This is a genomic window from Litorisediminivivens sp. KMU-197 (assembly GCF_056858395.1).
In genome coordinates this window covers 511,943-532,907 of record NZ_JBXEQG010000002.1, presented here as the reverse complement: position 1 = coordinate 532,907, position 20,965 = coordinate 511,943, and the positions used below count along the sequence as shown (strand labels likewise).

Sequence of the window (20,965 nt, the reverse complement as noted above, 5' to 3'; positions counted from 1 at the left end):
GTCTGCATCGGGCGAAGGAGAGGGGCGTGAAGGACGACAGGTTGATTGCCATGCGCGTGTATCTGGCCGTCGTCGATACGGGCGGTTTCACGGCGGCAGCGCAGACCCTGAAGGTCAGCCAGCCCTTTGTCAGCCAGACCATCCAGAGGCTGGAAGAACGCTTGGGCACCACCCTGCTGCACCGCACGACCCGGGGGCACAGGCTGACCGCGGCGGGAGAGCGGTTCATCGAAGGCGCGCGCAGCGCCGTCGACGCCGTGGAACTGGCCGAGGCGCAACTACAGACCGAGAGCAAGGATGTGCGGGGTCATCTGAGGGTTTCGGCGCCTCTGGCCTTCGGGCTTGACCGCGTGACCCCCTTGCTGCCGGCGTTCCTCACCCGGCATCCCGGGCTCTCGCTCGAACTGCGGTTGACGGATGACAGCGTGAACCTGATCGAGGACCGGATCGACATAGCGATCCGCATGGGCCGTCTGGCCGACTCGACGCTCATGCACCGGCGGCTGTGCGGGCTGCAGCGGATTGTGATCGCCGCCCCGGCCCTGATCGAGACCTACGGAATGCCGAGACATCCGGGCGACTTGGAAACCATGCCCTGCCTGACCTGGGATAGGGCGCATGAGCACCTCAATCGGTGGCCCTTCGAGGTCGATGGCGAAAGCCGCGATTTCACCGCGCACGGCCGGTTCACCAGCAACGAGGGCATGTCGCTGTTTCAGATGTGCCTTGCCGGATACGGTGTCATGCGCTGCGCCGAGCATCTTGCCAGACCCGCCATCCGGCAGGGCAAAATTGTTCAGCTGCTCGAGGATTACACCGCTGTCGACGATTCAGCCGTGTTCGCCGTCTTCCTGCCCGACCGCAACATGATGCCGCGCATCAGGTCGTTCATTGATTACGTGGTCGAGGCCTTTGGCAGCCCGAACTGGTGAAGGGCCGTCATATTCAGCGGCAGTTGATACGGCGCGGTGTCGCCGATGGAGGCGTCACTCCCCTGCGCGACGACACCGGCCCAGAGTGGCCGGCAACGCGCCCGCAGTCCAAGCCACTCGGTCCCGGCAGGACCCCGGCCATGCGCCCTGATCCGCGCGCTAGTGCGGCGTACTGGTCTCTTCGCTCGGGGCGAACAAATGCGCCTGAGCGGGGTCGAAGTCCAGGTCGACGCTTTCGCCCGGCTCGAACACCCTGTCCTCGCCAAACGACGCGATGAATTTGCTGCCGTCCTTGAGCCGCAGGTCCACCACCGTTTCCGCCCCCAAGCGCTCGGCGATGGTCACCGTGCCATGCAGCATGCCTTCGCCGGGACGTGTGGCACGGACATGTTGCGGGCGGACGCCCAATACCGCCCTGCCCGACCCGTCAAGCCGGCCCTTGTGCGCGACCGGGATCGGCTCCAGTGCGGAATTGGCAACCTTGGCTTGCTGCGCATCGCTCGATTGCACATCGACCTTCACGAAGTTCATCGACGGTGCACCAAGGAAGCCCGCAACGAACAGGTTGGCCGGCTCATGGTATAGCTGCATCGGAGTGCCCACCTGCATCACCTTGCCGTCCTTCAGCACCACGATCTTGTCGGCCAGCGTCATCGCCTCGACCTGGTCATGGGTGACATAGATCATCGTGGCGCCAAGCGTGTCGTGCAGCTTGCCGATCTGCATCCGCATGTCCATGCGCAGCGCCGCATCCAGATTGGACAGCGGCTCGTCGAACAGGAACACTTCGGGTTTACGCACGATGGCGCGGCCGATGGCGACACGCTGGCGCTGACCGCCCGACAACTGTGAAGGCCGCCGGTCCAGCAGATGTTCCATCTGCAGGATACGGGCTGCTTCACCGACCTTTTCTTCCTTCTCCTTTTTCGACGCCCCGGCGATGGTCAGCCCGAAGGCCACGTTCTCGCGCACCGTCATGTGCGGGAAGATCGCGTAGGACTGGAACACCATGGCGATGCCGCGTTCTTTCGGGGGCAGGTCGTTGACACGGCGCCCGCCGATTTCGAGCGTACCCGAGGTGATGTCCTCGAGCCCCGAAATCATGCGCAGCAGCGTGGACTTTCCGCAGCCCGAGGGGCCGACGAAAACGACGAACTCGCCGTCCTCGATCTCCAGATCAACGCCCTTGATGACATGGGCCGCGCCGTAGCTCTTGCGCACGTCAGAGAGTTTCAGGGTAGCCATGTCAGTTACTCCGCAGCTTGCGACGGCTGCTCGACCCGGAGCAGTCCATTATCGTCCAGGGTGACGGGGGCGGGGTCGAGCACATAGCCGCCGAAGGTGTCGTCCGGCGCATAGTCGTTGAACCCGAGGATCATCAGACCCGTACCGGTATCGACGATCCGCGCGGCGTAGCGGTAGCAGGGCAGCGCGCCGTCGAGGAACTCACCGGGGGCGATCTTCCATGGCCCGCGCGGGCCCTCGCCGATTAGGTAGTGGTTGCCGGTGACGGGGCCGGTGGGGGCGGCCTCGGCCTGCGCCTTCGAGAAGTGCCCGGCGGCGGTGCAGAACAGGCAGAACCAGCGGCCCTTGTATTCGAACACCTGCGGCACCTCGAGCTGGCCGTAGCCGCCGGTGAAGACCGGGGGATGCAAGGTCCAGTCATGAAGGTCGGGCGAGGTGGCGAAACCCACGGCGCCACCGGCATTGGGCTCGGCGATGCCGGCGGCGCGGGCGGTGAAATACATCAGCCAGCCGTCGCCTTCGGGGTCGCGCATCACCCAGGGGTCGCGCATTGCGCGGTCGTGCCAGAAGCCCCGGGCGTGATCCTTCTCATAGGCCTCCGCGCTTGGCCCCGTGAGGTCGAGGCACAGCCCGTCGCCGACCCGCTGCCAGTTGTGCATATCCCGCGACGTGGCATGTCCGATGCGTTGATAAAGTCCGTCCTCGGCGCGCGAAGTGCCGGTGTAGAACAAGTGCCACAGCCCGCCGTCGTCCTGCACCACCGAGCCGGTCCATGTGGTGTAGTCGTCAAACGCAGGCCCGTCCGAGGGTGCGAAGCAGGTGCCCTTGTGCTCCCAGGTGACAAGATCGTCGCTGACCGCGTGGCCCTGACTTACGTTGAAGTGGCGCAGTTCCGGGTCGCCCAGCGACTTGGGTGCTTTCAGGAAATAGCCGTGCCAGCAGTCGCCGTCATGGGCATACCAGCTGTCCCAGATCCAGTCGTTTTCGAGTTTAATGGTCATATCGGGGTCCTCAGCCTTTCACGCCGGTCGAGGCGATCGACGAGATGAAGGCGCGTTGCATGACAAGATAGAAGGCAATCACCGGGACCGAGATCAGCGTGAGATACGCCATCACCTCGCCCCAGGCGATTTGCAGCTGAAAGAAGTAGCCGAGGCCCACCATGACGGGCCGGTGCGCCTCGTCCTGAACCACGATCAGCGGCCAGAGGTATTGCTCATTGTACATCTTCAGCGATTTCAGGATCGCGGCAGTGGCCAGAACCGGGCCGGACAGCGGCATGACGATCCGGCGATAGATGGCAAACCAGCTAGCGCCCTCGACACGCGCCGCCTCGATCAATTCGCGCGGCAGGTCCTTGAAGAACTGCACGAAGAGAAAGATCGTCAGCGCGTCCACGATCCACGGGATGATCTGGACCCGGTAGGTGTTGAGCCAGCCGATTTCGAAGCCCTCCCAGCCGATCCACGGCAGCTTGGACACGAACAGCAGCAGCGGCACCGCGATGGTCTCGAACGGGATGATCAGGGTGGCGACGATCACGCTCAGCAGGACATTGCGCCCGGTCCATTCGAGGAACACGAAGGAAAACGCCGCCAGCGAACACAGCAGGATCGACAGCACCACGGTGACGATGGTGATGCCCACCGAGTTCATCATGAACAGCCCGATGGGCGCACGCTCGAAGGCCTTGTGATAGTTGTCGAGACTGATGTCGCCCACCGGCAGGAAGGCGCGGATGCTCGACGTGTCGACCAGCAGTTGCTGGTCGGGCTTGAGGCTCGACACCACCATGAAGACCAGCGGGAACAGGAAGATGAGGGCCACAAGGGTCAGCGTCGCGTAACGCGCCGCCAGCCTCAGACCGCGATTGTCCGACGTCACGAGGGCCATCAGTTGCGCTCCCGGGTCAAGAAGGCCTGAACGGCCGAGATGGACAGGACCATGAGGAACAGGATGACCGATATGGTCGCGCCGCCCGAGATGTCCTGCTTGCCGTAGCCGCGCTCTACCGCCTGGAAGACCATGGTCTGTGTGGAATCGAGCGGCCCGCCATTGGTCATCACGTCGACCTGTGCGAAGACCGCGAAGCTCTGCATGGTGATGACGATCAGCACCAGCACGGCGGTGTTCCTCAGCCCGGGCCAGGTGATGTAGCGGAAGGTCTGCCACTTGCTGGCGCCCTCGATCGCTGCCGCCTCGTAAAGCGTGGGCGAGATCGACTGAAGCCCCGCGAGCCAGATGATCATGTGAAACCCCACCGCCTGCCACGCGGACATGGCGATGATCGACCCCAGTGCCGTGTCGGTGCGGCCGAGCCAGTCGATTGGGGTGAAGGCGCCGAAGGTCAGCGCCTCGAGGATGTTGTTCAAGAGCCCCTCATTGCCGGAATAGATGAAGCGCCACAGCAAAGAGATCACCACGATCGAGATCACGACCGGCATGAAATAGATCGTCCTGTAGGCGTTGATACCGCGCAGTCTCTGGTTAATCAGCAGTGCCAGCAGCAGCGCCCCGCCGCCCTGCAGGGGCACGATGAACAGTGCGAAGGTCACCGTGTTGACCAATGCCTTCATGAACACCACGTCGGACGCGATCACCACCTTGGCGCTGTCGCCCCAATGCCAGCGGAACCATTCGCGCATACCACGGTACTGCGGGAAGTCGTCGGACCGGGTGATGGAGCGGACGCGCGGATAGGCAATGGCGCCATCATCATCGCGCAGGATCTCTCCTTCCGCGTCACGCTCGGGCTCCAGCGTAATGACGCGGACGCTGAGCAACTCGGTATAGTTCTTCAGTCCCACGAATTCGGTCGGATTGGGCGAAACGAGCCGCTGGTTGGTCAGCGACAGCCAGAAGGCGAAGAAGAACGGCACAATGATGAACAGGAACAGAAGCGAGAAGCCCGGCAGCGCAAAGAACCACCCGGCACGGTTCGACCGTGTCAGTTTGCTGGACATGGAAACACCCTCAGGGTTGGCTGGGGGCCGCATGTTGCGACCCCCTGTGGGGCTCAGTGACCGTAGCCCTGGTTCGCTTCGATATCGCTGTCGATCTCGTCGACGGCAGCGTCGAGCGAATCCGCCACGTCCGCACCGTTGGCGATGTCCGACAGCGCCTTCTCGAACACCTTGGCGGCAACAACGTAGCCGGGGCTGACCGGACGCACGAGCGCCTGCTGCTCGGATAGGTCGAAGAACACCGCGAGGGGGCCGCCCTCGGCATAGCTCTCGGTCATCTCGGCGGCACCCTTGCTGGCCGGGATCAGGCCGATACCGTCAGAGAACGCGGCGAGGTACTTGTCCTGAAGCGCGTGTTCGACAAAGGCCGCCGCGCCCTCGGGATGTTTGCAGGCGCTGGATACGCCGAACTGCCACGAGGCCGCCCCGATCGTGGAGCCATTGCCGAAGTCCGGCGCCGGCAGGAAAACGACGTCATCCGCGTTATCGACACTCGACAGCGTGTTGGCTGCCGCCCAGTTGCCGTTCCATGAAAACGCGTACTTGCCCTCGATGAAGCCGGAATCGCGGTCCGCAGGGTCCTGGCTCGTGCCGGGGGCATAGCCGTCCTCGAACAGCGACTGCCACCATTCGCCGAAGGCCATCGCCGCGTCGCCGTTCAGCGCGCCTTCGGCGGTTTCATAACCGTCGCGGTTCACGATGTCGCCGCCGAAGCTTTGCATGAACGGCGAGAAGGCATAGGGATACCATTCGCCAGTCCATGCGGTGCCGAGGTCGAGCGCGTAGTCGTAGTTGCCGCTGGCTTTAGCAGCTTCCAGCGCGCCCAAGAACTCTTCCTTCGTCCAGGGCTCTTCCAAAGTCGGTGTGCGCAGGCCCAGTTCGTCCAGCGTCGACCGGCGGGCATAGAGCGCGACAGCGGCGTCCCACAGGCCGACTGAGTAGATCTCGCCGTCCCAGCGCCCGACGGTGGCGTCGAGGTGGCCTGAAATGGCCTCTTCGCTGATCGGCAGCGGCTGCATATAGCCGGCCCAGGCCCAGTTGGGCATCACCGGGCCGTCGACATCCAGAATACAGGGCAGGTTGCCGGCCAGGGCCGCGGCGACGACGCTGTCGTTGTAGCTTTCCTGCGGAAAGCTCTCGACGGTGACCGTCCAGTCGTCCTGGGCGCTGTTGAAGTCGTCGATGATGCCGTTGAGGATGTTGCTTTCCACCTCGTTTCCGGCGCCGTGATACCACAGCGACAGTTCGGTCTGGGCGCTGGCCATGCCGGCCAGGGCGGTGGTGGCGGCCAGTGCGCCAAGGGTCAGTTTCAGTGTCACGATGTTCTCCTCCCGTGAGATTGATGTCAGACTTGGGTGAGCGCGGTCACGGACGACCGCCAGACGACCGGCCCCTGCACCAGAAGTGGTCCGGTCGATGCGGGGGCTTCTCCCCCGATCATTTCAAGAAGATGTTCCGCGGTCCGCCGCCCCATGTCGATGTAAGGCAGTTCCACGGTGGTCAGATGCGGATGCAGCATCTCGGCAATGCTGCGGTGATCGTCGTACCCGGCGACCGAGATATCCTCAGGCAGCCGCAGGCCGCGGCTGCGCAGCAGGCCGTAGACCCGCATCGCCATTTCATCGTTGCCACAGCAGATCACGCTGGGCGGCTGATCGAGCGTGAGAAGTTGTTCCAACGCCTCGGTCAGCACCTCGCTCTGCATCTCGCGTCCAATGACATAGCCGGCATGAACCAGGTCCGGGTCGTAGGGCAGACCCGCCGCTGTCAGGGCGCGCTTGTAACCCTCGAGCCGCAGCCGCCCTGCCGGCATGGCCCGATCCAGCGTCAGAAAGCCGATGCGGCGATGACCAGCCGTGATCAACCGCACCACCAGCGCCTCTTGTCCGGCAGCGTCGTCAGGCAGTACGCAGGGCGTGCCTATGGTATCGAAGCAATTGGTCAGCAGGATCGGACAGCCGGCGGCGCTCAGGTCCAGATCAATCTCGCGGTGGTGGTCGGCAACATAGATCAGCCCCTCGATACGGTGTTGGGCGAAGGTGGCCGCCAACACCGGGACGGTCGAGGGAACGCCTCCGGTATCGGCGATCATCAGGATCTTGCCTCGCTGGGCCATGACCCGCTGGATCGCCTGAACGATAAGCAGATCGGGCAGGCCGCGTGTCTCTGCCCCATCGGGGGTGCCCGAAATGGCACCGGTGATCAGGCCGATCAGGCCAGAGCGGGACGAACGCATCATCCGCGCCGCCTGTGACGGAACGTAGCCCAGTTCGGCGATGGCCTCAGAGACCTTGGTGCGCGTCTTTTCGTTAACCGGGGCATCACCATTCAGCACGCGCGACACGGTCTTGGGGGACACCCCGGCAAGTTTCGCGACGTCGTAAATGGTGGCCACCCTGATCCCTCCTGACGTCATGCCAACCTATGACATCGATGTCATGACATCGGTGTCATAGATCGATACCCACGATTCGGTCAAGAAATTTCAGCCAAAAGGAAGCGGTGCCGGCCGGCCGCTCGCCCGGACTGTTTCTGACCGGCCGGAACCATCCCTGCGCGGGCAGGTTAGTCGACTGTTCCACTTCGCAGACGCGGAGCCAAAACCCCGTCAAGGCTCCAGCAACGGCAAATCAGAAAGCTCACATGACCCAAACCGAGGCGACGAACCGCCAACTCATCCTTGCCGCACGCCCAAAAGGCGAGCCGACACAGGACACCCTGCGGCTGACCGAGACCGCCGTCCCCAACGCCGGCCAAGGTGAAATGCTGCTCCGCACCGTGTTCCTATCGCTTGACCCTTACATGCGCGGGCGGATGAGCGATGCGCCGTCCTACGCGGCTCCCGTCGAGGTAGGAGGCGTCATGGTCGGCGGCACCGTTGCACGGGTCGTGACCTCAAATGTCGACGGCTTTTCCACTGGGGACTATGTGCTCAGCTTCAACGGATGGCAGGACTATGCCGTCTCCGATGGCACGGGCGTCACAAACCTCGGGGCGTCTCCCGACCACCCGTCGTGGGCGCTGGGGATCCTCGGGATGCCCGGTTTTACCGCCTGGGCCGGTCTGACCCAGATCGGCGCCCCCCAGCCGGGTGAGACGATCGTCGTCGCTGCGGCCACCGGTCCGGTTGGCGCGACCGTCGGCCAGATTGGCAAGCTTCTTGGATGCCGCGTCGTCGGCGTCGCTGGCGGGCCGGACAAGTGCGATTATGCCGTGTCCGAGCTGGGCATCGACGCATGCATTGACCACAAGGCGGACGATTTCGCCGACCGGTTGGCCGACGCGGCCCCGGACGGCATCGACGTTTACTTCGAGAACGTCGGCGGCAAGGTTCTGAATGCGGTGATCCCGCTGCTCAACCCCCACGCCCGCGTGCCGGTCTGCGGTCTGGTTTCGCAATACAACGCCACCGGACTGCCCGACGGGCCGGACCGGATGAATTGGCTGATGGGCCATATCCTGCGCAAGAAGATCAAGGTGCAGGGCTTCATCATCTTCGACGACTTCGCCCATCTCTACCCCGAGTTCGCCAATGCGATGTCGGCATGGATCGAAGCCGGCAAGATCAAATACCGCGAAGAAATCATCGACGGTTTGGAAAACGCCCCGGAGGCCTTTGTCGGGCTTCTCAGGGGTGAAAACTTTGGCAAGCGGGTTGTCCGCGTTGCCCAGGAGTGAAAGGCAAAGACATGAAAATTCTGATGGTACTGACCTCGCACGACGAACTCGGCGATACCGGCAACAAGACCGGCTTCTGGCTCGAGGAATTCGCCGCGCCCTACTACGTCTTCAAGGACGCGGGCGCCGAGATCACGCTGGCCTCGCCCAAGGGTGGCCAGCCGCCGATCGACCCAACCAGCGACAGTGACGATGCACAGACGGACGACACCCGCCGGTTCAAGGACGACAAGGAAGCTCAGGAGCACCTTGCCTCTACGGTGAAGCTTTCGGAAGTATCCGCCGACGATTACGACGCCATCTTCTATCCCGGCGGCCACGGCCCGCTGTGGGATCTCGCCGAGGATGCCGACAGCAAACGCCTGATCGAAGCCTTCGCGGCCGCCGACCGCCCTGTGGGCGCCGTGTGCCACGCGCCGGCAGTGTTCCGTCACACCCAAGGTGCCGACGGCAAACCGCTGGTGTCAGGCCGCCGGGTCACAGGCTTCACCAATACCGAAGAAGAAGCTGTGGAGTTGACCGATGTGGTGCCCTTCCTTGTCGAAGACATGCTGAAGGCCAACGGCGGACATTACGAAAGCGGCGACGACTGGGCCGACTTCGTCCTGCGTGACGGCAAGCTGGTGACCGGGCAGAACCCCGCGTCCTCTGCTTCCGCGGCCAAGGAACTGTTGGCTCTGCTGAAATAAGTCGCAGCAAAGGCGCGCGCAGTGAGACGTGGATTGCGTTCTCTCTGCGCGCATACCTTCCTTCCGGCGCCTAGTCGGACAGAAGTTTGTACCCCGGGCGGGTAACGGCCTTCACAAAGGTGATCGGCAAGGCATCGATCCAAGTGGTCCGCTCGATCACCAGCAGCGCGTCGTCAGGCCGCGCGCCCAGTACATCTGCATACCCGTCCCCGGCGTTTTCGGCGTAGAACCGCAATTCACAACGGCTGTAAGGCCGGTTCAGAACCAGCCATTCGTTGGCGCTTTCTTTGCGCAAATCTACGTCCCGGACCTCGGGCACTGTATCGGTGCTGATCCAGCGATCCTCGAAGATGAACGGACTGCGATCAGCTAGATGAAGGGCACGGACGTGCAGCATCTCGACCGGCGCTTCCAGCCCAAAGGCGGATGCCACGAAAAGCGGGCAAAGCTCGATATCACGGGACACGAGCTGATACCCATAGAACCTGCCGGAGGCCTCGATCTCCTTGCGCGTGATCGGAATGTCGAATGAGGCCCGCGTGACCGGATGGGTCAGAACCCGGGTGCCCCCCTTGCGTCGCCGTTCGACGACACCGATGTCGGATAATTCGCGCATGGCGCGCTGCACGGTGCTGCGGGCGCAGCCGAACTCGGCGGCGATGTCTTCGTCACGCGGCAGCTTGTCGCCCGGACCATAGGTGCCTTCCAGGATCCTACGGCGGATCCTGTCACGCACCTGCTGCCACGTTATCCGTTCTGCATCACTCAGATTGCCGGTCCCAACTGATTGATGACCGCAATGTAGCGATCCGTGATTTCGTCGTGTTTCCTGTGGCGACCGCCAGCTACGAGATGCCGTCCGGCGCTCCATACATCGGAAATGCAGTCCTGACCACGGCCGCCAAAGATCGCGCTGTCGAGCAGGCTGTCGCCGGAGCGCCCGGCCAGATAGGCATTGTCGGTGTCCAGCGCCACAAGGTCCGCCAACTTGCCCGGTGCAATTGCTCCACAATCGCGTTGCGCCGCTTGGGCCCCGCCGGCGGTCGCCTGATCAAAAAGCACACGCCCCGTGGATCGTGACGGCTCGGCCAGTGCCGCGCGTGAGCGGTCGCGAAGGCGCTGCGAGTATTCCAGCGTCTTGAGTTCATCGAACAGCGCGATGTGGATATTGCTGTCCGAACCGACGCCGAAACGACCGCCCTCCGCAATGAATCGGGTTCCGTCAAAGATGCCATCGCCCAGGCTGGATTCGGTAATCGGACACAGTCCGGCAACTGCACCGGTTGCGGCAAGGGCGCGGGTTTCATCGGCGGTCATCTGGGTGCAGTGGATGAGACACCAGCGTCGGTCGACATCGTGATTGTCGAGCAGCCATTCGGTCGGGCGGGCGCCGCGATGGGCGACCACTTCCTCGACCTCGGCAACCTGCTCGGCCAGATGCATGTGCACCGGTCGGTCCCGGGCGATATCCAAGGCAGCCGCCATTCCCACGTCATCGACAGCCCGCAACGAATGCGGCGCAACACCAATGCTGGCGTCCGGATGCGACCCGGCAATCGCGGCCGAGGCGCCTTCGTGCAGACGGGCATAGCCGTCAGGATCGTTGTGGAACCGAAGCTGACCGCCCGCCAAGGGGCGCCCGTCGCAACCGCCGTAGGTATACAGCACCGGCAACAGCGTCAGGCCGATGCCGGCGGTCTCCGCGGCGGCCACGATGCGCTCGGACAACTCGGCGGCGTTGTCGTAGGGCAGGCCACCAACCGCGTGGTGGAGATAGTGGAATTCCGCGACGGCGCCGTAGCCAGCCTCGAGCATCTCCATGAAAACCTGCGCCGAGATCGCCTCGATCTGATCGGGCGTAAGCTGATCCAGAAACCGGTACATGAGCCGCCGCCATGTCCAGAAGCTGTCGCTCGGATCGGGGCCGCGCGCCTCGGTCAGGCCCGCCATAGCGCGTTGAAACGCGTGGCTGTGCAGGTTCACCGGCGCAGGCAGCAACACGTCGACGGAAACGTCGGCGGTGACGTTCCTGACGCCGACCGAATCGATGCGCCCGTCATCACCAAGCGCGACCTGCACATCGACCTGCCAACCTGCGGGAGTAAGCGCCTGTTTCGCATGGAGATATCGCACCGCAACAACTTCCTTGACGTTTTAAGTGCATACTTAATAGTATTTTACACGACCTTAATCAAGCAGCGGACATTACGTGACCCAGGTTTTGACGAATGCCAACGTGGCAACCATGGACCCGGCAAGGGATGGAGCCTACGGGCTCTTGACGGACGCGGCCCTCGTCATCGCTGACGGGAAGGTGCAGTGGATCGGCCCATGCGACGAATGCCCTGACGCGGGCGACGCCACCGATCTGGAAGGGCGGCTTGTCACACCGGGTCTGATCGATTGCCACACGCATCTGGTGCACGGCGGCAACCGCGCCCGCGAATTCGAACTGCGGCTCGAAGGCGCAAGCTATGAGGAAATCGCGCGCGCCGGCGGAGGCATCGTCTCGACCGTCACCGCGACCCGTCAATCCAGCGAAGAGGAGCTGCTGAGCGACGCATTGGTACGGGTCGACGCACTGATCGCCGAGGGCATCTGCACGGTCGAGGTCAAGTCCGGCTACGGCCTCGATACCGAGACCGAACTGAAAATGCTCCGCGTCGCGCGGCAGATCGAACGAAACCGCGAGATCACGGCCAAGACCAGCTTTCTGGGCGCACATGCTGTCCCGCAAGGCAGCGACGCCGATGCCTATATAGACCTCACCTGCATCCCCACCCTGCGCGCAGCCCATGCCGAGGGGCTGGTCGATGCAGTGGACGGGTTTTGTGAGGGGATCGCGTTCGACACCGCGCAGATCGAACGCGTGTTCAACGTGGCCGCTGAACTGGGGCTGCCGGTCAAGCTGCATGCGGAGCAACTAAGCCATCTGGGCGGCACGGCGCTCGCGGCCCGGTTTGGTGCGCTGTCCGCCGACCACGTCGAATACGCGACCGAGGCCGACGCCCGCGCCCTGGCCAGCGCCGGTTCGGTCGCGGTAATCCTTCCGGGTGCATTCTACACGCTGCACGAAACCCAGGCTCCACCCATCGAAGCCTTCCGAAAGCACGGGGTGCCGATGGCGATCGCCACCGATCTCAATCCCGGTTCATCGCCGATGGGATCACTCCTGCTGGCGATGAACATGGCCTGCACCCTGTTCCGGCTGACCCCGGCCGAAGCCCTTGCGGGCACCACGCGCAACGCGGCTCAGGCGCTTGGCCTGGCCGATCGCGGCGTCATCTCGCCCGGATTGCGTGCGGATCTGGCGGTGTGGGATGTAGAAACACCGGCGGAACTGAGCTACCGGTTCGGCGTCAACCCGCTCCACACGCGCATTCGCGGAGGGGTTGCGTGATGCACGTACTTCTGCCGGGTTCCGCATCCCTCTCGACACTGGAAACCATATGGCGCGACAACGCACCGGTGCGGCTCGATCCCTCTGCGCGCGACGGTATCGAGGCGTCCGCCGCAGTGGTGGCGCAGGCGGCGCAGGGCGACCAGCCGGTCTATGGCGTCAACACCGGCTTTGGCAAACTCGCCTCCGTCAAGATCGACGCCAAGGACACCGAGACCCTGCAACGCAACCTCATCCGGTCGCATTGCGCGGGTGTGGGCGCGCCGTTGGAGCCCGAGACGACCCGCCTGATGATGGTGCTGAAGCTTCTGTCGCTCGGACGCGGTGCCTCCGGGGTGCGTTGGGACATCTGCGCCTTGCTCGAAGGGATGATCCAAGCGGGTGTGATGCCCGTCATTCCCGTGCAGGGATCGGTCGGCGCCTCCGGAGACCTCGCACCGCTTGCGCACATGGCGCTGGTAATGATCGGTGATGGCGAAGCGGTGGTAAACGGCGCGCGGATGACCGGAGCCGCGGCGCTTGCTCAGGCCGGGCTGGCGCCGGTCACGCTCGGGCCCAAAGAGGGCCTTGCCCTGATCAACGGCACCCAGTTTTCCACCGCCTGCGCGCTGGCCGCATGGTTCGACACCCGGCGGCTGGTGCGCGGGGCCGTCGTGGCATCGGCCATGTCGACCGACGCCATCATGGGCTCAACCGCGCCACTGGACCCGGCGATTCACGCGCTTCGCGGCCATGCCGGCCAGATCGAGGTTGCGGACGAGATGCGCCGCCTGATGCAGGACAGCGAAATCCGCGAAAGCCACCGCGAAGGCGACACCCGCGTGCAGGACCCGTACTGCATCCGCTGCCAACCGCAGGTGACCGGTGCCGCGCTCGACCTGCTGCGCCACGCCGCCGCTACTTTGGAGATCGAAGCCAACGCCGTGACCGACAATCCTCTGGTCATCGTGGAAACCGGCGAAATCCGCTCGGGCGGGAATTTCCACGCCGAGCCCGTGGCTTTCGCCGCCGACCAGATCGCGCTGGCACTGGCTGAGATCGGCGCCATCGCGCAACGCCGCGTGGCGCTGATGGTGGACCCGACGCTCAGCCATGACCTGCCGCCCTTCTTGGCCGAGGATCCGGGGCTGAATTCCGGCCTCATGATCGCCGAGGTCACGACCGCCGCCCTGATGAGCGAGAACAAGCACCTCGCCACCCCCTGTTCGACCGACAGCACGCCCACCAGCGCCAATCAGGAAGACCACGTGTCGATGGCCGCCCACGGCGCGCGGCGGCTGCTTCGGATGCTCGACAATCTGGGCGTCATTCTGGGGGTCGAGGCGATCTGTGCCGCTCAGGGCATCGAGGCGCGCGCCCCGCTGAAGACCTCACCCGCGCTGCGCCGCGCGGTCGATGAATTGCGCGGCAAGGTCGCGCGTCTGACCGAGGATCGCGTGGTCGCCACCGACATGGAAGCGGCAGCCTTGATGTTGCGCGGCGACGATCTTGCCGTGGCCGCCGGGGTGGAACTGGAACCATGAGCTTTCTGGAGATCACCCGTGGCGACAGCCCGCTGGTTCTGGGTCTGCCCCACACCGGCACGGATGTCCCCGCCGACTTTGTGGGCGGGCTAAACGAAACCGGCCGCGCACTGGCCGATACCGACTGGCATATCCACAGGCTCTACGAGGGTCTGCTGCCGGACGTCACCAGCGTGCGTACCCTGATCCACCGCTATGTCATCGACGTCAACCGCGATCCCGAGGGCGTCAGCCTCTATCCCGGCCAGAACACGACCACGCTCTGCCCGCTGACCGATTTCGATGGCCGTCCGATCCACGCCGAGGGCGCCGCTCCCGACAAGGCGGAAATCGCGCGCCGCCGCGCGGCCTATCACTCTCCTTACCACGCGGCGCTTGAGGCCGAAATGACGCGCGTCGCCGCGATCCACGGCTTCGCGGTGCTCTATGACTGCCATTCGATCCGGTCCGTGATCCCCTATCTGTTCGAGCGCACCCTGCCGGATTTTAACATCGGCACCGACGATGGCCGGACCTGTGATCCAGGCATCGCGCAGGGTGTCGCGGATATCTGCGACCGCGCGGCAGGCTATTCCAGCGTCACCAACGGTCGCTTCAAAGGCGGCTGGACCACGCGGCATTACGGCCGTCCGGGCGAGGGCTGGCATGCCATTCAAATGGAACTGGCCCAGTCCACCTACCTGTCCATGGAAGCCCCGCCCTGGCGCTACGACGCCGCCAAGGCCACGGCGTTGCGCCGGCACCTGGACGCGATCCTGACGTTTCTTTCCGATTGGAGGCCCGCATGAGCGACCCGCGCAAGAACACCCGCGACATCTATCCGCCGACCGGCCCCGAGTTGAACGCGAAGTCGTGGCTGACCGAAGCCCCCCTGCGGATGCTGATGAACAACCTGCACCCCGACGTAGCCGAAAATCCGCACGAACTGGTGGTCTACGGCGGCATTGGACGCGCTGCCCGGACGTGGCAGGACTTCGATCGCATCTGCGCCGCGCTCAAGGATCTCGAGGCCGACGAAACGTTGGTGGTGCAGTCCGGCAAGCCTGTGGCCATCGTGAAAACCCACGCCGACGCGCCACGGGTGCTGATTGCCAACTCCAACCTCGTTCCCCATTGGGCGACGTGGGATCACTTCTCCGAACTCGATCGCAAGGGCCTGATGATGTACGGTCAGATGACCGCCGGCTCGTGGATCTACATCGGTACGCAAGGCATCGTGCAGGGAACTTATGAAACCTTTGCCGAAGCCGGGCGCCAGCACTACAATGGCGACCTGACCGGCAAGTGGATCCTGACCGGAGGACTTGGCGGCATGGGCGGCGCACAGCCTCTGGCGGCGGTCTTCGCCGGGGCCTGCTGTCTGGCGGTGGAATGCAACCCCGACAGCATCGATTTCCGCCTGCGGACCAAGTACCTCGACGAACGCGCCGACACACTGGACGACGCGCTGGCGATGATCGAGCGCTGGACCAAGGCAGGCGAAGCCAAGAGCGTCGGGCTTCTGGGCAACGCCGCCGAAATCTTCCCCGAAATCCACCGCCGGGGCATCCGCCCCGACATCGTCACCGACCAGACCTCGGCCCACGATCCCGTCAACGGCTACCTGCCCCTCGGTTGGACCATGGCCGAATGGCGCGAAAAACGCGAAAGCGATCCGAAGGCCGTCGAAAAATCGGCCCGTGCGAGCATGAAGCAGCATGTCTCGGCCATGGTCGATTTCTGGAACGACGGCGTGCCGACGCTCGATTACGGCAACAACATCCGGCAGGTGGCGCTCGAGGAAGGCTTGGAAAACGCATTTGCCTTCCCCGGCTTCGTCCCGGCCTACATCCGCCCGCTGTTCTGCCGCGGTGTGGGGCCGTTCCGCTGGTGCGCCCTTTCCGGCGACCCCGAGGATATCTACAAGACCGACGCCAAGATGAAGGAGCTGTTCCCCGAGAACACGCACCTGCACAACTGGCTGGACATGGCGCGCGACCGCATCGCCTTTCAGGGCTTGCCCGCCCGCATCTGCTGGATCGGTCTCGGGGATCGTCACCGTGCGGGCCTGGCCTTCAACGAGATGGTCGCCAACGGCGAGTTGAAGGCCCCGGTGGTGATCGGACGAGATCACCTCGACAGCGGCTCCGTTGCCTCGCCCAACCGCGAGACAGAGGCCATGAAAGACGGATCGGACGCGGTCAGCGACTGGCCGCTTCTGAACGCGCTGGTCAACACTGCCAGCGGCGCGACCTGGGTGTCGCTGCATCACGGCGGCGGGGTCGGCATGGGCTTTTCCCAGCATGCCGGCGTGGTGATCGTCGCCGATGGCACGCCCGAAGCCGCCCGACGGCTGGAGCGTGTTCTGTGGAACGACCCTGCCAGCGGTGTCTGGCGGCACGCGGATGCCGGATATCAAGAGGCGATCGACTGCGCCAGCGAACACGGGCTTCGCCTGCCCGGTATTCTTGGGAACTGACATCGCACGACGTTACAACATCAATAAAACCAAGGGAGGATTACACAATGGAAAGAAGAACGTTTCTGACGACGGGCGCCATCGGGGCTGCGGCGACGGCACTGGCCGGCCCGGCCATCGCGCAGGACAAGCGTCAGTGGAAAATGGTCACCGCATGGCCCAAGAACCTGCCCGGACCGGGCGTGGCTGCCCAGATGCTGGCCGACCGGATCACCGCGCTGTCCGGCGGACGGATCGAGGTCAAGCTGTTCGCCGCCGGCGAACTGGTGCCCGGACGCGGCGTGTTCGACGCGGTCAGCGAGGGCACGGCCGAGCTTTATCACGCGGTTCCCGCCTATTGGGGGTCCAAATCCAAGGGGATCCTGCTGTTCGGATCGCAACCCTTCGGTCTGCGCGCGGATGAACAGTTCGGCTGGCTCTACCACGGCGGCGGCCAAGCGCTCTATGACGAGATGTATGGACGCTTCGGCATCAAGCCCTTCCTCTGCGGCAACTCCGGCCCGCAATGGGGCGGCTGGTTCAAGACCGAGATCAACTCGGCCGAAGACCTGAAGGGCCTGAAGTTCCGCACCACCGGGCTCGCGTCCGAAATGGCCTCCAAACTCGGCATGGCGGCACAGGCCATGAGCGGCCCGGCGATGTTCCAGGCGCTGCAAACCGGCGCGCTTGACGCGGGCGAATTCATCGGCCCCTGGACCGACAGCGCGCTGGGCTATTATCAGGTTGCCAAGAACTACTACTGGCCCGGAGTGGGCGAGCCGTCCTCGGCCGAGGAATGCGGCGTCAATGCCGAGGCCTTCAACGGCCTGCCGGACGATCTGAAGCAGGCGGTCAGCCTGGCCTGCGAAAGCCTCTACAACCCGGTCTGGACCGAATACACCACCAAGCACGCGGCATCGCTAAAATCGCTGGTGGAAAACGAAGGCGTCCAGGTGAAGATGCTGCCCGAGGACGTCATCACCGCCATGGGCAAGGCCGCGGCCGAGGTCATCGACGACCTGCGCAACGACGAAGACGAGTTGACGCGCCGGATCACCGAAAGCTTCGTGGCCTACCGCGACAGTGTCGGCGGCTACATGACCTATGCCGACAACGGCCAGATGAACGCGCGCGCCGCGGTCATGGGGTACTAAGACCAACCGGATGCGCGGCGTCCTGCCGAGCATCCCGAACCAGGGCTGATCCATGCAGCGTGTCGCGACCTTTCTTGATGCCATCAATCGCGTCACCGGCCGGGTGATCCGCTGGCTGGCGTTGCTGATGGTGCTGGTGCAATTCGCGATCGTCGTCGGACGCTACGTGTTCGGCGTGAACTCCATCGCGGCGCAGGAATCCGTTCTCTACATGCACGCCACGCTGTTCATGCTGGGCGCGGGCTATGCCCTGCTGATCGACGGACACGTCCGCGTCGATGTTTTCTATGCCAAGGCAAGCGCCACGTCACAGCGACGGATCGACATCTTCGGTCACCTCTTCCTGTTGATGCCCGCGATGCTGGCGCTGCTCTACTGGTCATGGCCGTCGGTGCGCAATTCGTGGAAGATCCTCGAAGGGCCGATCTCGGTCGGCGGGATCGAGGCGGTCTTCCTGCTCAAGTCACTCATCCCAGCGTTCTGCATCCTGATCCTGCTGCAATCGGTGGCGCACCTGATCCGGCTGCTGTCGCACAGGCCCGCCGCATGACCGAATACCTCGACCTCATCATGTTCGCGGCGTTGATGGCCGCCGTCCTGTCCGGCTTTCCGGTCTCCTTCGCCATTGCGGGAACCGCGGTTGCCTTTGCCTATCTGGGCTGGCTTCTCGGCGTGATGGACATCACGCTTCTGGGGGCCATGGGGCAGCGGGTGTTCGGCCTGATCTCAAACGAGGTGCTGATCGCCATCCCGCTGTTCGTGCTGATGGGGGCGGTCCTGGAAAAGAGCCGCATCGCCGAGGACCTGCTGGACATGATGGGCCGCACCTTCGGCCAACTGCGCGGCGGATTGGGCATCTCGGTGGTGCTGGTCGGCGCGCTGCTGGCGGCGTCGACCGGGATCGTTGGCGCGACAGTGGTCGCCATGGGCATGATCGCGCTGCCGACCATGCTGCGCAACGGCTACGACCCGCGCGTCGCCAGCGGCATCGTCTGCACCGCCGGAACCCTGGGCCAGATCATCCCGCCGTCGACGCTTCTGATCATCCTTGCCGACGTGATGTCGAACGCGTTTCAGCAGGCGCAGTATGAACAGGGCAAATTTTCGGTCGAGGCCCTCTCGGTCGGCCAGTTCTTCGCAGCCGCACTCTTTCCCGGCCTGACGCTGGTGGCGCTGTATCTGATCTATATCCTTGTGCGCGGCCTCTTGCGCCCGCAGGACATGCCCCCGGCAAGCGCCGACATGGCGCGTCCGACAGCGCGCGAAATCCTTGCCGCCATCGCCCCGCCGGTCCTGCTGATCTTCGCCGTTCTGGGCGCCATCCTCGGCGGCATCGCAACCCCGACAGAGGCGGCTTCGGTCGGGGCGATCGGTGCGATACTGATGGCGGGCCAGCGATTGCGCCCTTCCGGTCGCATGATCCTCTTGGGCGCCGCGGCGCTGGTGGCACTGGGGGTATTCGCCGGGCTCTACCCCGTCCGGCTGCAACGCAACGATCTGGAACCGCTGCAACTGTTCGGTGGCGGGGCCTACGTCGCGCTGGCCATCATCGGCGCGGCGGCAATCATCCTCGCGCTGCGCGCCGCCCTGCGCGAGCGCATCCTCCAGCCCGCGCTGAACGCGACCCTGGCCATGACGGCGATGATCTTCGCAACCATTCTTGCCGCCGGCATCTTCTCGCTGGTGTTCATCGGCCTGGGCGGAGAGGAGCGGGTCGCGCATCTGTTGGAAAGCCTGCCCGGAGGCGCGGTCGGGGCGCTGATCTTCGTGATGATCCTGGTGTTCATCATGGGGTTCTTTCTCGATTTCGTGGAAATCTCGGTCATCGTGTTGCCGCTGGTCGCGCCCTCGCTGATCCTGATGGGGCACGATCCAATCTGGCTTGGCATCCTGCTGGCGATCAACCTCCAGACAAGCTTCCTGACGCCGCCTTTCGGCTTCTCGCTCTTCTACCTGCGTGGCGCGGCACCGCCCGAGATCAGCACCGGTCAGATCTACGCCGGTGTCATACCGTTCATCGGATTGCAGTTTGTCGGGGTGCTGCTGGTCTGGTTCATTCCCGCCATCGCGACATGGCTGCCGTCGGTGCTGTTCTGAGACGGAGCCGTTGGGCCGGAGGCATACGTCCAGATGCGGTCGTGATCAAAGTGGCAGGCTCGGCGAAAATTCACGCGGCAGCCATCGTAAGGTCCGGGATTCTCCTGACGCCCCGGGCACTGTGGCCGTTTGCGCCTCGGGGTTTGCCTAGTCCGCGCCCGGACCTGTGAACCTGAGCGAGCGAGGCGCTGCATGCTCCATGTGCTCGCGCATCAGGCGGGCGGCTTGATCGGCCTCGCCACGCACCATGTCGCTGAAAATCCGATCGTGTTCCTTCCAAACCCGCAACGTGGCGCCGGGGACGCTCAGCACTTCGCTCATGGCACGCTGAAGATGGCGCCAGTTCAGGTTCATCGTATCCGCGATGATGATGTTGCCGCTCAACGTGTAGATCAGGTTGTGGAAATCCATGTCGGCCCGCAGGGCCGCGACGTGATCTCCGCTTTGCACGTGGCTCTTGCCGCGCGCGATGATCTCACGCCCGATGGTGACCGCCTCCTTGGTCAACCGCACGGTGGCCAAACGCACGGCCAGTGGCTCCACGGCAGTCCGGAACTGATAGATCGAGTCGAACAGCGTCTGGTCGATCGGCGCCACCACAACGCCGCGCTTGCCGGTATCCTGCACGAATCGTTGCGCTTTCAGCATGGCGATGGCGCTGTTAACCGGCTGGCGCGAGACCTGCAGCCGCTCGGCCAGCTCATCCTGATTCAGACGTTCGCCGGCCTTGATGTCGCCAGTCGAAATCGCCTCGAGCAACGCGTCATAGGCTTGCTCCACCAGCGTTTTCTTCTGCGTCAGTGCTTCCATTCCGGGCCTCTCTGGCTGTCGTCCATCCGTGCCTCCC

At 64.2% G+C, this 20,965-nt stretch carries 19 protein-coding genes; 10 read left to right on the top strand and 9 right to left on the bottom strand.

The genetic code is table 11. The annotated features are described in order from the left end of the window. Positions 1-26: 26 nt before the first annotated feature. A complete protein-coding gene (locus AC04PT_RS07530; RefSeq protein ID WP_482873012.1) occupies positions 27-932 on the top strand; it encodes a LysR family transcriptional regulator in 906 nt (301 codons plus the stop codon). 159 nt (positions 933-1,091) lie between these two features. Here AC04PT_RS07530 and AC04PT_RS07525 read toward each other — a convergent pair whose 3' ends face one another. Genes AC04PT_RS07525 through AC04PT_RS07500 form a run of 6 tightly spaced genes read right to left on the bottom strand, consistent with a single transcriptional unit; the run spans position 1,092 to position 7,535 of the window. Beyond that, positions 1,092-2,177, bottom strand: a complete 1,086-nt coding sequence (locus tag AC04PT_RS07525) for an ABC transporter ATP-binding protein (RefSeq protein WP_482873011.1) — start codon at positions 2,175-2,177, stop codon at positions 1,092-1,094. A gap of 5 nt (positions 2,178-2,182) precedes the next feature. Further along, a complete protein-coding gene (locus AC04PT_RS07520; RefSeq protein WP_482873010.1) occupies positions 2,183-3,178 on the bottom strand; it encodes a levansucrase in 996 nt (331 codons plus the stop codon). A gap of 10 nt (positions 3,179-3,188) precedes the next feature. Continuing rightward, positions 3,189-4,070, bottom strand: a complete 882-nt coding sequence (locus AC04PT_RS07515) for a carbohydrate ABC transporter permease (RefSeq protein ID WP_482873009.1) — start codon at positions 4,068-4,070, stop codon at positions 3,189-3,191. After that, positions 4,070-5,140, bottom strand: coding sequence for a carbohydrate ABC transporter permease (locus tag AC04PT_RS07510; RefSeq protein ID WP_482873008.1), 1,071 nt, complete (start codon positions 5,138-5,140; stop codon positions 4,070-4,072). Before AC04PT_RS07510 ends, AC04PT_RS07515 begins: the two co-directional genes overlap by 1 nt. Positions 5,141-5,193: 53 nt before the next feature. Further along, positions 5,194-6,459: an extracellular solute-binding protein gene (locus AC04PT_RS07505; protein ID WP_482873007.1), complete on the bottom strand. Its 1,266-nt coding sequence runs from the start codon at positions 6,457-6,459 to the stop codon at positions 5,194-5,196. A 26-nt stretch (positions 6,460-6,485) separates the two neighbouring features. After that, positions 6,486-7,535 carry a LacI family DNA-binding transcriptional regulator gene (locus AC04PT_RS07500; RefSeq protein WP_482873006.1) on the bottom strand — a complete coding sequence of 350 codons (1,050 nt, stop codon included), beginning with the start codon at positions 7,533-7,535 and terminating at the stop codon, positions 6,486-6,488. A gap of 248 nt (positions 7,536-7,783) precedes the next feature. Here AC04PT_RS07500 and AC04PT_RS07495 point away from each other — a divergent pair, with 248 nt between their 5' ends. Together AC04PT_RS07495 and AC04PT_RS07490 are read left to right on the top strand one after the other, a co-directional pair. Next, positions 7,784-8,818, top strand: a complete 1,035-nt coding sequence (locus AC04PT_RS07495; RefSeq protein WP_482873005.1) for an NADP-dependent oxidoreductase — start codon at positions 7,784-7,786, stop codon at positions 8,816-8,818. Positions 8,819-8,829: 11 nt separating this feature from the next. Continuing rightward, entirely contained in the window at positions 8,830-9,507 is a 678-nt protein-coding gene (locus AC04PT_RS07490; RefSeq protein WP_482873004.1) for a type 1 glutamine amidotransferase domain-containing protein, read from the top strand. 70 nt (positions 9,508-9,577) lie between these two features. Here the strand turns inward: AC04PT_RS07490 and AC04PT_RS07485 are convergent, their stop codons facing one another. Both AC04PT_RS07485 and AC04PT_RS07480 read right to left on the bottom strand, forming a co-directional pair. After that, positions 9,578-10,243 carry a GntR family transcriptional regulator gene (locus AC04PT_RS07485; protein WP_482873003.1) on the bottom strand — a complete coding sequence of 222 codons (666 nt, stop codon included), beginning with the start codon at positions 10,241-10,243 and terminating at the stop codon, positions 9,578-9,580. Between the two features lie 29 nt (positions 10,244-10,272). Continuing rightward, positions 10,273-11,640 carry a formimidoylglutamate deiminase gene (locus tag AC04PT_RS07480; RefSeq protein WP_482873002.1) on the bottom strand — a complete coding sequence of 456 codons (1,368 nt, stop codon included), beginning with the start codon at positions 11,638-11,640 and terminating at the stop codon, positions 10,273-10,275. 112 nt (positions 11,641-11,752) lie between these two features. On the opposite strand from AC04PT_RS07480, the gene hutI reads away from it, so the two are divergent. Genes hutI through AC04PT_RS07445 form a run of 7 tightly spaced genes read left to right on the top strand, consistent with a single transcriptional unit; the run spans position 11,753 to position 20,118 of the window. After that, positions 11,753-12,907 carry an imidazolonepropionase gene (gene hutI / locus AC04PT_RS07475; RefSeq protein WP_482873089.1) on the top strand — a complete coding sequence of 385 codons (1,155 nt, stop codon included), beginning with the start codon at positions 11,753-11,755 and terminating at the stop codon, positions 12,905-12,907. Then, positions 12,907-14,430 carry a histidine ammonia-lyase gene (gene hutH / locus AC04PT_RS07470; protein ID WP_482873001.1) on the top strand — a complete coding sequence of 508 codons (1,524 nt, stop codon included), beginning with the start codon at positions 12,907-12,909 and terminating at the stop codon, positions 14,428-14,430. Before hutI ends, hutH begins: the two co-directional genes overlap by 1 nt. After that, entirely contained in the window at positions 14,427-15,218 is a 792-nt protein-coding gene (gene hutG, locus AC04PT_RS07465; RefSeq protein WP_482873000.1) for an N-formylglutamate deformylase, read from the top strand. The genes hutH and hutG overlap by 4 nt, the downstream gene beginning before the upstream one ends. Continuing rightward, the gene (gene hutU, locus AC04PT_RS07460) at positions 15,215-16,888 is read left to right on the top strand and encodes a urocanate hydratase (protein ID WP_482872999.1); all 1,674 of its coding nucleotides are present in this window, start codon (positions 15,215-15,217) and stop codon (positions 16,886-16,888) included. The genes hutG and hutU overlap by 4 nt, the downstream gene beginning before the upstream one ends. A 47-nt stretch (positions 16,889-16,935) precedes the next feature. After that, a complete protein-coding gene (locus AC04PT_RS07455; RefSeq protein WP_482872998.1) occupies positions 16,936-18,021 on the top strand; it encodes a TRAP transporter substrate-binding protein in 1,086 nt (361 codons plus the stop codon). A gap of 52 nt (positions 18,022-18,073) precedes the next feature. Then, on the top strand, positions 18,074-18,571 hold the full coding sequence (locus AC04PT_RS07450; protein WP_482872997.1) for a TRAP transporter small permease subunit: 498 nt from the start codon (positions 18,074-18,076) through the stop codon (positions 18,569-18,571). Continuing rightward, on the top strand, positions 18,568-20,118 hold the full coding sequence (locus AC04PT_RS07445; protein ID WP_482872996.1) for a TRAP transporter large permease: 1,551 nt from the start codon (positions 18,568-18,570) through the stop codon (positions 20,116-20,118). Before AC04PT_RS07450 ends, AC04PT_RS07445 begins: the two co-directional genes overlap by 4 nt. A 147-nt stretch (positions 20,119-20,265) precedes the next feature. On the opposite strand, the gene AC04PT_RS07440 is transcribed toward AC04PT_RS07445, so the two are convergent. Then, entirely contained in the window at positions 20,266-20,928 is a 663-nt protein-coding gene (locus AC04PT_RS07440; RefSeq protein WP_482872995.1) for a GntR family transcriptional regulator, read from the bottom strand. Positions 20,929-20,965: the final 37 nt, after the last annotated feature.